The organism is Lactobacillus helveticus DSM 20075 = CGMCC 1.1877 (genome assembly GCF_000160855.1).
GTDB classification, from domain to species: domain Bacteria; phylum Bacillota; class Bacilli; order Lactobacillales; family Lactobacillaceae; genus Lactobacillus; species Lactobacillus helveticus.
In genome coordinates this window covers 52752-64981 of the sequence record NZ_GG700758.1, presented here as the reverse complement: position 1 = coordinate 64981, position 12230 = coordinate 52752, and the positions used below count along the sequence as shown (strand labels likewise).

At 37.6% G+C, this 12230-nt stretch carries 4 protein-coding genes, 6 pseudogenes and 1 other annotated feature; of the genes and pseudogenes, 7 read left to right on the top strand and 3 right to left on the bottom strand.

Annotated elements, in window-relative coordinates; all coding sequences use genetic code 11:
* Nucleotides 1-529, top strand: a pseudogene (locus tag HMPREF0518_RS08125) (ISLre2 family transposase); the annotation flags it as partial.
* A gap of 154 nt (nt 530-683) precedes the next feature.
* A complete protein-coding gene (locus HMPREF0518_RS08120; RefSeq protein WP_003627719.1) occupies nt 684-1913 on the top strand; it encodes an MFS transporter in 1230 nt (409 codons plus the stop codon).
* A 72-nt stretch (nt 1914-1985) separates the two neighbouring features.
* Here the strand turns inward: HMPREF0518_RS08120 and HMPREF0518_RS08115 are convergent.
* Nucleotides 1986-3860, bottom strand: a pseudogene (locus HMPREF0518_RS08115) (bifunctional metallophosphatase/5'-nucleotidase).
* A gap of 222 nt (nt 3861-4082) precedes the next feature.
* Nucleotides 4083-4329: a binding site (T-box leader), on the top strand.
* 63 nt (nt 4330-4392) lie between these two features.
* On the opposite strand from HMPREF0518_RS08115, the pseudogene HMPREF0518_RS09480 reads away from it, so the two are divergent.
* Nucleotides 4393-6014, top strand: a pseudogene (locus HMPREF0518_RS09480) (peptide ABC transporter substrate-binding protein).
* 12 nt (nt 6015-6026) lie between these two features.
* Nucleotides 6027-7159 (top strand): annotated as a pseudogene (locus HMPREF0518_RS10365) (metal-dependent hydrolase family protein).
* A gap of 55 nt (nt 7160-7214) precedes the next feature.
* Here HMPREF0518_RS10365 and psiE read toward each other — a convergent pair.
* Both psiE and HMPREF0518_RS10125 read right to left on the bottom strand, forming a co-directional pair.
* Nucleotides 7215-7602: pseudogene (psiE, locus tag HMPREF0518_RS08095) on the bottom strand (phosphate-starvation-inducible protein PsiE).
* Between the two features lie 228 nt (nt 7603-7830).
* Nucleotides 7831-7968: a hypothetical protein gene (locus HMPREF0518_RS10125; protein ID WP_003627709.1), complete on the bottom strand. Its 138-nt coding sequence runs from the start codon at nt 7966-7968 to the stop codon at nt 7831-7833.
* A 347-nt stretch (nt 7969-8315) separates the two neighbouring features.
* Between HMPREF0518_RS10125 and HMPREF0518_RS08090 the strand changes: the two genes are divergently transcribed.
* From HMPREF0518_RS08090 to HMPREF0518_RS08080, 3 genes and pseudogenes are all read left to right on the top strand, one after another.
* Nucleotides 8316-9482 carry a galactokinase gene (locus HMPREF0518_RS08090; protein ID WP_003627707.1) on the top strand — a complete coding sequence of 389 codons (1167 nt, stop codon included), beginning with the start codon at nt 8316-8318 and terminating at the stop codon, nt 9480-9482.
* 21 nt (nt 9483-9503) lie between these two features.
* Nucleotides 9504-10970, top strand: coding sequence for a UDP-glucose--hexose-1-phosphate uridylyltransferase (locus tag HMPREF0518_RS08085; protein ID WP_003627706.1), 1467 nt, complete (start codon nt 9504-9506; stop codon nt 10968-10970).
* A gap of 119 nt (nt 10971-11089) precedes the next feature.
* A pseudogene (locus HMPREF0518_RS08080) lies at nt 11090-12085 on the top strand (aldose epimerase family protein).
* The last annotated feature ends 145 nt before the right edge of the window (nt 12086-12230 follow it).

The following is a 12230-nucleotide window of genomic DNA, read 5'->3' as shown; positions in this document are numbered from 1 at the left end:
GGCTATGCAAAGCAAATTGATCAGTGCAGTTGAGTTTAAATATGACCGTCACTTGACTGACGTGATTTTAGACACGATTGAAAGCAATCTGATTGATGAGCTGAATACGCCAGAAAATCATGAGAATTTAAGGCGCCTGCGCAGCTATCTTCATCGTCGCTGGGTGGATATTAAGCCGTTTAAGATGCGTCATTTGTCAGTAATTAAGGCAATTGGCTGCTGTGAGAGCAATCACCGTAAATATACTTATCGCGTCAAAGGGCAAGGAAAATACTGGTCAGAAGATGGTGCCGAAGGAATTCTGCGTGTGCTGACTTGTATCAAAAACAATGAGCTGGAATACTGGCTTAGCAGTGAGTTTGCAGGTGGGCAGCTCGATATTGGTGATCAGGAAGAATTGAAAGGTGCAGTTCGTGCCAGCCTAAGAAAGACGCATGAAGCTCATCTGGGCATTCATCACGGCGCCATTGAAAGCTTAACAGCAGGACATAGCTATTTAAACGATTTTAGCAGAAAAATAAATATTTAAGAAATTAAGGTCAGACTAATGGTTAATAGCCTACCGCAAAAATATTGACACTTACCTAACCCAATTCCCCCTTGTTTAAAAAATATAAAACGAGTAGAATGGGGAGTCGAAGAAATAATTGAACGACAGAGAGCGTTCGTTTTGGAGGTTAAAAATGGATATAATTGATACGCACAGTCATGGACTAAGTAAAAACCAGAAGTGGGTTATTGCATCTACTTCATCTGGATTCGCACTAGAGAACATGGATGTGCTTTTTTTATCGTTTGCAATGAGTTCGATGATTGCCGACTTACACTTGTCAGGTGGCGCAGCAGGATTGATTTCCTCAATCACTAACTTGGGGATGCTGTTTGGCGGGATTTGCTTTGGTATCTTGGGTGACAAGATTGGCCGGGTTAAAACTTTTTCACACACGGTTTTGATCTTTGCCATTGCCACTGCTTTGATGGCTTTTGCAAACAATATCTATGAGATTTATGCCCTCCGTTTTCTTGCTGGTATTGGTGCTGGTGGTGAATATGGAGTCGGTATTGCTTTAATTGCGGAAAACTTTAAGAATCATCAGATTGGTAAAATGACTTCAATCGCAGCAGTTGGTGGACAAATTGGTGCAATTATTGCCGCCTTAGTAGCAGCTTGGATTATTCCCCATTTAGGTTGGCATATGTTGTTCCTAGTCGGAATTGTGCCTGTAGTTTTGACTGTATTTATTAGAAAGCATTTGCATGAAAGTGATCAATTTTTAGCAGCCAAAAATAATGAAAAAGGTTCTTTATTAACTGATGTAGTGAAGAAGATGTTCAGTACACCGCGCTTAGCCCTGCAAAGTCTGGGCTTAATGGTAATGATGACCGTTCAAATTGCCGGTTACTTTGGTTTAATGAACTGGTTACCAACGATTGTACAAAAGCAATTAAATTTAAATGTATCTAGCTCAAGTCTGTGGATGATTGCCACTATTATTGGGATGAGCGTTGGAATGATGACCTTCGGTTCAATCTTTGATTACTTTGGCCCACGGCGTGCCTTTGAAATTTTCTTGATTGGCTCAGCCGTGATGGTTTATGTGTTAGCTTTGGCACAAAACATGGCGAGCTTGCTGGTAATTGGTGCTGTCATGGGCTTCTTCTCAAATGGGATGTTTGGTGGCTACGGTGCCGTGATTAGTAGATTGTATCCTACGGAAATTCGGTCATCGGCTAATAATATCATTGTCAATGTAGGTCGAGCAATCGGTGGTTTCTCATCAGTGGTAATTGGCATCTTGATGGATCACTATAGTTTGACGGTAGTCATGGGTTTCCTATCAGCTCTTTACATTATCAGTTTTGTAGTAATGATCAGCCTGCCTGGGTTAAAGAGATTGACGGTTAAGCATTAATTGAAAAATAAAAATAAGAGTTAGGCTCTATTTTGAAGTGAGACCTAACTCTTATTTTTTTAATTAATTGAATTATTTACCAGCGACAAAATGTTTGCGGTCTAATTTAGGAGCCGCAATTGGCTTACCGGCTTTGGTTTGATCCTTAATGTATTTCACGAATACATCGGTATCTACACCAGCAGTCGCAACTTGTTTGGCAGTCTTAAATTGATTGAAATAGTCACCGCCACCTTTGAGAAACTCGTTGATCACGACATGATAAGTTTTATGCAAATCAATTGGCTTGCCATCATTGCCATATACCTTGGTTACCTTGAATGGTTGCGTCTGATCGTCATTTTTGGTGAAATCATACTTTAAGCCAGCCGTTAACAGATAAGTCTTATGACCGTTTCCAAAGTTCTTGTATTGTTGGTTAAGCACATCGTAAATTTGTTGACCGGTCATCGAAACGACATCCAAAATATTGCCAAAGGGCTGTACATCTTGAGCGGCGCCCCAAGTAATTGATTTGTCTGGCTTTACTGCAAGACCAGCTCTGACACCGCCACCATTGGTCATCGCAAAATCAACATGTAAGTTTTGCTTAGCAGTTGCTTCACGAGCGCCGGCAAGTTGAGCATCACAGACTAGATCACCGGTTTCATTTTCAAAATACTGATTATTTTCGTCACGGCCGGTTAGATTTTTAGCAATCGCTGCCTCGCCAATTTTTTGGTTAACAATTGGAGCGGTGCGCTGGTCTGCATCTTTAACAATTGCCGTCACCTTGGCATTATCTTTTACAGTGGGATCTTGCTTAGCTGACAATACTGGGAATACGTGAGCTACTAAACTCTTAGCAGCAAAATCATGAGTTTTAGGGTTAAGGTAGCCAATAATATCGGCGTATGCTTCGCCTGAGTAAATTGCTTGTACTAAATGAGTATGTCCTACGGTAGCGTTAGCATATTGATGTGAATGGCCGGCAAAGTAAAGGTCAACAGAATTTTTAGGATCGATGCGATATAGTTTTTGCAAGATATCTACTACTGGACCTGAGGTGGAAGTTTGTTTAGTTTGTGCGTCAGTCTGTGTAGCGACACCGGTATGAGCTAAAACAACAATGGCTTTGACGCCTTTTTTGCGAAGTAGCCGATCATATTTTGCGATTGCTTGCGCTTCATCGATAAATTTGTAGGGATGATAATTTTTATAGGTGGTCAAAGTCGGCATGGTAGTCGTTAAGATACCAATGAAGCCAACCTTTACTTTTTTGCCATTGGCAGCTTTGACAGTTTTGATTAAATACGGCTTGAAATTGTACGGTGTTTTATTTGTTTTACGGTTTACTACGTTAGAAATTACGATTTGTAAACCAGAGCTGCGGTGTGGATAGGCCATCTCGGCGGCATTATAATGTTTAGTCGGCTTGCCGCCCACCAAGATGCGGTGAAATTCACCTAGACCTTCATCGAATTCATGGTTACCCAAAGTACCAATCTTGAAGTTCATGGCTTTGAGAGCCTGCATAGTGGGTTCATCTTGAAGTAAGGCAGAATTTTAAGGTGAAGCACCAACCATATCGCCAGTTTCGACTCGGAAGGTATGACCATGTTTGTTTTCACGCTGGAAGGATGATTGAGCATTATCAAGATAAGAAGCTAGGCTAACAGCACTGCCGGCATTAGGATATTTAGTAGCGCCAAACCAAGCATTGCCCGTTCTTTCTAGACCGCCGTGCAAATCGTTGATTCCTAAAAATTGAATCGGAATATCATGGCGATACTTTTTACTGCTGCTCCAACCAGATTGTTCGGGTTCAGTGGCAAAATCGAGATTAGTTTTAATCTCAATATTATTGCCCGAATCTTTAGCCGAAACGTTGGATGAAAATGCTGAAATGCTTAATAAAGCAAGCAGGACAGCTGATGATTTGAGTAGACGATGTGAATGAAAATCCATTTTTATCTCCTTTTTTAAAAACTGGATGATTTAATTATAATCGGAATGAATAATAAGCAAATATAAAATATTGTTCTGACAAAATACGGATAATCAGAGGATCAAGATAAAAGAAAATCCGTAAAAGTGAGTACTTTTGCGGATGATGCAGATATTAAAATAAATTAAAAAATATGTTGACATCAAATTAGAATCTGTTAATATTATTTTCAACAAAAAATCATTTTAGCTTTGATAAGGAAAGTAAAATAGAGCATGATTTTCAGAGAGTCTTCGGTTGGTGCAAGAAGATAGTTAAGCTTTATTTGAAAATCACCTTTGAGCAGGAAGTACGATACTAGTATTTTCAGGGTCCGCCCTTTATAGCGGCGACGTATCGCCGATCATTTTTGATTGGCCGCACCTGCATGAGGTCAGTAACTTTGTTATTGATGAAGAATAGGTGGTACCGTGCATAGACGCCCTATTAGATCAAGTAGATCTAGTAGGGCGTTTTTTGTTTATCCGAGCTAAGGAAAAATGGAGGAGTATTATGAAAAAATGGTTAAAAGCTTTAGCAGGTGGATTAGTAACAACAAGCGCTGCAACTATGTTAGCAGCTTATTCGAATAGTAAAGCTGATTCTCGAGATTATGAAAAATCTTTAACTTGGATGACTACTTCAGAAGTACAGACACTTGACCAAAATAAAATGGTTGATACTTCTAGTAGTGAACAAGCAACTAATGTATTTGAAGGATTAAATCATGTTGACAATAATGGCAAAGTTGAACCTGGTGTGGCGACCGTTTCTACGGTAAGCAAAGATGGGCTGACTTGGACTTTTAAATTAAGAAAAGATGCCAAGTGGAGTAATGGTGAACCGGTGACAGCTAATGATTTTGTCTATTCATTAAGACGAGTAATGGATCCTAAGACCCAATCTCAGCAACAAAATAATTATCAAGCAGTTAAGAACGCTCCAGAAGTAGTAGCTGGTAAAAATCTCCAACTTCTTTGGGCGTTGAGGCCAAGGATAAACATACTTTAGTAGTTCATTTAACTCATCCAGTACCGTATTTTAAAACTTTAACCGCTTCGAGCTGGAATCCGGTAAGTGAAAAAGCAGTTAAGAAATACGGTAAAAAATATGGTACTGCATCGAAGTACATGGTTTATAACGGGCCATTTGTAAGTACTGGTTGGACAGGTTCAAACTTAAGCTGGAAATTAAAGAAAAACAATTATTACTGGAATAAGAAAAACGTTAAATTAAATACCGTTAATTACCGTAGTCAAAACGCCAGCCACAGATTATACCCTTTATCAATCAGGAAAATTAGACGGGGCCTTTCTTGATACTCAGGCTTCTAAACAATTGAAACATCAAACTGGTTACCGGGTATTTAGATCTGATCGAACAGAGTATTTAACTTACAATGTTTCCCAAAATAAAGATATGGCCAATGTTAACTTGAGAAGAGCTTTTTCAATGGTCTTGAATCGTAAAGAGCTCGCTTCAACTGTAGGTGGAGCCAATACTGTAGCTACCACTTTTACTGCTCCACAAGAAACAGTTAATGGCATGAACTTCAATAAATATTTTGCTGAGCAAAATGCTACGAGCAAGTATACAGAATTTAATAAAAAGCAGGTCAAGCTTTATTTGATAAAGCCTTAAAGGAATTAGGTAAATCTAAGGTTGAATTTACTTTAGGTGGGGATGACGATGATCTTTCTAAGAAAGTAATGGAATATGTCCAAAGTCAACTTGAAAGTACTTTTGGTAAAAAAGTAGAAGTTCATGTTCAATCAATGCCTAAGACTACTAGAGTAAGCAACATGCTTAACGGCAAATATGACGTTGACTTCACTGGCTTAACAACTGGTTATAACGATCCTTACGCAATGTTAAGCGTAATGATGAGTGGGGGAAATTACAATTTTGGTAAATGGTCTAACAAACAATATGATCAATATCTAACTCTTTCAAGTGAAGAAATGAACGTGAAAAAGCGTTTAACCGATTTGGTAAAGGCAGAACAAGTTTTAGACGATCAACAACCATTGACCCCACTTTATCATGATGGTCAAGCCTGGATGGTTAGAAGAAATGTTCATGGTTTAGTCTTCAACGGCAGTTTTGATTTTAGAAATACCTTTGTTACAAAGTAGGAGAAAATAAGAATGACTAAGACAGCTTTTGTAAATTGCAATTTATTTGTTGGTGATCGGGAACAATTATTAAATAATGCTTGGTTTGTAGTTGATAATGAGACCGGAAAATTGACTGCCAAGGGTACAGGAAAGTTAAATGTGGCGGTTGAGCAACAGGTAGATTTAGACGGACAATATGTCATGTCAGGCTTGATCAATGCCCATACTCACGTGGGATTGGTAAATGCAGCCAAAGATCATTATCCAGAGACCGAAACTTTGGTTACTTATAAGGCACTGAAGGACTTGAAAAACGGTTTAAAAGGTGGGGTAACTTACATTAGAAGTTGCGGCGTTCCTTTTGATGTAGATGTAAAGCTGAAAAATATGCGAAATGATTATCCTTTTGAAGGACCAGGAATGAGACCAGCGGGGATGCCAATTTCTATCTTGGGTGGTCATGCTGATCAGCCTTTAGGTGAAAATCATGAATTGAATGCTTCTCATTTGGTTAATTCACCTGATGATGTTCGCAAGGCGATCAAATTGATGATACCGAATTATCATTGGAAGAAATGAAAATGGCGGTAGCAGAAGCTCATTCCAAGTATATGACGGTGTGTGCACATGCGGAAGGTCGGCTGGGCATCCACTATGCGGTAGTAGCTGGTGTTGATTCTGTTGAACATGGCTTTTACGTGAGTGATGACGACATTGAATTAATGAAGCAGCAAGGAACATTCTTGTCACCGACTTTGATCGCTGGTTACCAAATTGCTGTTTACGGTAAAGGAAAAATGACTGATTTTTCATATCAAAAAATGTGTCAACATGTTGATGCATTCTACGCACATGTAGGCAAGGCAATTAAGGCAGGAGTAAAACTGGCTTTGGGTACAGATGCGGGAACCTTCATGAATCCTCTTGAAAGTACCGCTAAGGAACTAACTGAACTTGTTCGAGCAGGAGCAAGTAATTATCAAGCTTTGCATGCAGCGGGGTTAGGTTCAGCATAGTTATTACAGATTGATGATGAATATGGTTCTTTAGAAGAAGGAAAGTATGCGGACTTTTTAGTATTGAAGGATAATCCGCTTAGGGATGTTGCCGCGGTAGAGCAAGCAGATAAGCAAGTGTACCAGCATGGGGTGAGAAAATTTTAGATAGAAAATAAGAGCTAAATTCAATTGAACTTAGCTCTTATTTTTTCAGCTTAAATTACATATTTTTCATATGTTTATTAAAAATCACCATGGCAATGATTAACATTAGAATCGATACTGAAGTAGCTACGATTGATTTCCCAGACATCCCCGTGAGCGGTAATCAGGCTACGAATTAATGCGGTCACGCCTAAACCCATTAGAAAATTAATACTAGTATGGCCGTGGTGACGCAAAGCAGAGATGATCGTGGCGGTGAATTCGAAGAACAGGAAGAAGACGATGATTTCATCCATGATAGCAGAGTTACTTTCTTTGATCGATGGTGAAAGCAGTAATTGGAAAAGCGGAATCAGATCGCGGAATAGAAGGATGATTAGTAAAACACCTAATAAACCGATGGCAATGACTAATAATGATTGTAAAAAACGAGCAAACTTTATGACATACTTACTTTATGACATACTTATTGAAATCTTTCATACTGATCCTGCTTTCTGAATAGTCTGTCATCATTATAATCGACTACTGGCTGAAAGTATATTTTTACTTAAATATAAAAGATATGCTAAAATTTTGAAAATATACTAAATGAGACATAATCAACATAATAATTACAAAAATATTGACACTTACGTAGTGAAGCTATTATAGTAATTGAAGTATTTTTATTAATAAAATGTAACCTTTTTATTAATAAAAGTATTGTTGTAAAACGCAGCTGCTTGATAAGTATCATTTATAACACGTTTTAAAGAATTATATTCTTTAGGTTTTAATTTTCTATAATTGTATTTTCTATTCATCATTCTCCCTCCCCCAAAAAAATGAGTTCACATATTAAAATGTGAACCCATCATGGTCGGTTTATTTTGGTGTCTGCCACCCGTTTGGCCCTTACGTCCTATAAAAGTATCAGATTGACCATGAGCCGACCGCTCATTAGGATTAATTCCTACACATTTATATTATGCCTAATCAGTAATTTAGTACAAGAAAAGAAATGATTTTCTTCAAGCGATATTATCAGATTTTGTATTGCAATAAACTAAATAATATAAATATTTTATTTGTTAAAGTAAAGTATTTACTAAATAGCGTTAAGAGTATATACTAATATTGAAAACGATTACAGGATAAATTTGAGGTAAAACTTATGAATAAAGAAGAACTACTTAAGAAATATGAAGCAACTTCTAACGAAAAGGCAAAGGATGTATTTTTCTCACCAGGTCGAATTAATGTAATTGGTGAACATACTGACTACAACGGTGGACACGTCTTTCCAGCCCCAATCAGTTTAGGTGTTTATGGAGTCTATGGTCCAAGAGACGACAAAAAGGTACGCCTTTACTCAGGCAACGTTGACGGCGATATCGTTGAATTTGACATTGATGACACAAATGTTGAAAAAGATGAAGACCGTTTCTGGGCTAACTACTTTAAGGGCATGATCACTTATTTGCGTGAAAAGTATGATGGTATTGATCATGGCTTTAACTTGTACATCGAAGCTAACTTGCCATCAGGTTCAGGTCTTTCATCCAGTGCAGCCATTGAAATGCTAATGGGAATCATTTTAAAAGATGAATTTAACTTAGATGTTGACCGTGTGAGTTTAGCCAAGATGGGCCAAAGAACTGAAAATGAATTTATTGGCTTGAATTCAGGAATTATGGATCAATTTGCCTGCATTATGGGTAAAAAAAATAGTGCTATTTTCCTAGATTGCAACACCTTAAAGTATGAATACTTACCACTTGCATTAGGTGATTACGAAATCATCATCATGGCTACTAATAATCCACATACTTTAGCTGATTCTGCTTACAACAATAGAGTTGCTGAATGTGGTCGTGCACTTAAGAAGTTGCAACAAAAGCTTGATATTAAGGCATTAGGTGAGCTTGATAACGATACTTTTGATGAATATTCTTACCTCATTAATGATGAAACAGAAATCAAGCGTGCTCGTCATGCAGTTAGCGAAAACCAAAGAACTTTGCGTGCAACTCAAGCTATGAAGGATGGCGATCTTGAAAAGCTTGGTCGTTTGATTAATGCTTCTCATGAATCTCTTCACTACGATTATGAAGTAACTGGTAAGGAACTTGATACTTTGGCAGAGGCTTCATGGAAACAACCTGGCGTGCTCGGTGCCAGAATGATCGGCGGCGGTTTCGGTGGTAGTGCCATTGCGATCGTTAAGAAATCTGAAGCTGAAAACTTTAAGAAGAACGTCGGCAAGATTTATCGTGATGCAGTTGGTTATGATGCAAGCTTCTATGATGCAGAAATCGTTGACGGTACTAAGAGAATTTAATTAGTGTGAGAAGGGGAAGTTATGAAAATTATTGAAAAATTTGCGGATGAAGTTATAAATAGTGGAGCCTACGAACCATTAGATCGAGTATATGTCATTAATAAAATTAGAGCATTAGTTGGTGATCATGACGAAGAAGAAGAAAATGATCAACCGGCAGCTAAGCAGTTAGTTGATTTAGCAGTTAAGAATGAAAAAATTCCGGATGACATCACTTCTCGTGAAGTGCTAAATGATCAACTTTATGATCTAGCTACCCCAACACCATCTAAGACCAATAGTATTTTCTGGCAAAAAATGCAAAAGTCTTCAGAAGAGAACACTGATTGGTTCTATAAATTATGTGAAGACAACAATTATGTTAAAAAAGAAGCTATTGCTAAGAATGTTGTTTTCTCAGGTACTAGTTCTAAAGGCCACAGCTTAGAAATTACAATTAACTTATCCAAGCCTGAAAAAGATCCGAAGGCCATCGCTGCGGCAGCACATGCAACAGGTAAGAAATATCCTCAATGTGCGCTTTGTCTTGAAAATGAAGGCTATTTAGGTGGTTATGGTAAGAATGCTCGTTCTAATTTAAGAATTATCCGCATGAACATTGCAGGCCGTCCATGGGGCTTCCAATATTCACCTTATGCATACTTTAATGAACACTGCATTTTCTTGGATCAAAAGCATATTCCAATGGTGATTAATCAACAGACCTTGATTAACTTGGTTGAAATTGAAAAAATCTTCCCTCATTACTTCGTTGGTTCTAATGCTGATTTACCAATTGTTGGTGGTTCAATGCTTGCTCATGAACACTATCAAGGTGGTCGTCATACTTTCCCAATGATGAAGGCTGGAATCAAGAAGAATATTATGTTTGATTCTTATCCTAAAGTTGTGGCAGGCATCGTTGATTGGCCAATGAGTGATTTACGTTTAACTTCAGATAATTCACTTGATTTGATTGATCTTGGCAGCAAGATTATTAAATTCTGGGATAACTATTCTGATACTGCGCGTGATATTAAGGCTTATGAAGGCGAGACACGTCACCATACTGTCACTCCAATCATGCACCGTGAAGGTAAGAATTTTGTCCTTGATCTTGTTTTACGTGATAACAATACTAGCGAGAAATACCCACTTGGAATTTTCCACCCACACAAACAATTGTGGCACATTAAGAAGGAAAATATCGGCTTGATTGAAGTTATGGGTAGAGCTATTTTGCCAGGACGACTTAAGAGTGAACTTGAAGAAGTAAAGAAATACTGGCTTGGTGAAGACAATAAGATGGCTGCAAGTCATAAAGAATGGGCTGATCAAGTTAAGGCTGAAAACGAAATTAGCTTGGATAATGTTGATCAAGTGATGGAACAATCACTTGTTGAAGTATTTGAACAAGTTCTTCAAGATGCCGGTGTATTTAAGAATAATGCAGATGGCGAGGAAGGCTGGGATAAGTTTATTACAGCTTTGACTAAAGAGATTAAGTAAAGTTATTAAATCGAGGTCTTGAGAGTCTCGCTTTTTGTTAACGGTAACTCATATGCGATTGATAAAAAATACTTTATAATAGCAATGAAAACGAATACAAAAAGAGAAAAGGCAAAAATATGAAAACAAGTTTTAATAAATATGGCAGAAAAGATGGTAAGGACCTTTGCGAGATCGTTTTGGAAAATGATCATGGCATGATTGTTAAGGTGCTTAATTATGGTGCAACGCTAGAAAAAGTTTTGCTTAATGACGAGAATATGATTTTGTCATTGAATTCACCAGCTGATTATTCTCAAGAAAGAAATTATTTAGGTGGTACAGTTGGCCGTATTGCTGGTAGAGTTAGAAAAGGTCAATGGAGACATGGACTTGAAACTCATCAATTACCAATCAATGACGGTGAGAATCATATTCACGGCGGAATTGGTACAGATACTGAAGTCTGGGATTTTAAGCCTTCTTGTAGTGAAAATAGTGCACGAGTAGATTTAACTTTATTGGATCCAGATGGTCATAATGATTATCCAGGCAATTTAAAGATTCATGTCAAATATGAATTGGATAATGATAATACTTTGCATTACTCAATCAATGCGGTGAGTGACCAATTAACTATTTTTAATCCGGTAAATCATGTTTACTTTACCTTGGGTGAAAAAGATAATATTAAGGATTTGTTGTTGCAAATGAATGCCGATTATTATTTACCGGTTGATCATTCTTGAATGCCTGATCGCGGGATGGAGAAAGTTGCTGGCACTGCTTTTGACTTTAGAAAGACTAAACGTGTTGGGGATGCTTTAGAAGCTGACGATCCTCAAATCAAAGATAGAGACGGGATGGATCATCCATTTATTTTGAATGGTAATCAACCTGGTGCAGTTTTAAGTTCTGAAGATCATAAGGTGACTGTAAATACTGATGCACCATCATTGATTATTTATACTGGAAATGGATTTGATCATACTGGAAAGTACACTGCTGACTTTGGTCAATATGCTGGCATTACTTTTGAAGCACAAATTCCACCAGCTGAAGATAGCGATTTAGGTCGCATTACATTATTGCCGAATGAAGAATTTGAGCGAAATGTAAGCTGGAAGTTTGAATAAAAACGAGGGATTGGAAATCATTGATTTTCAATCCTTTTTGCTTATTTTAGTGTTTAATACAAGTAAGAATTTTCTTAAGATAGTATAATTTAGCTATAGTCTATGAAACGAGATAACTATATGCGTTTAGGAAAAGTAATTATTA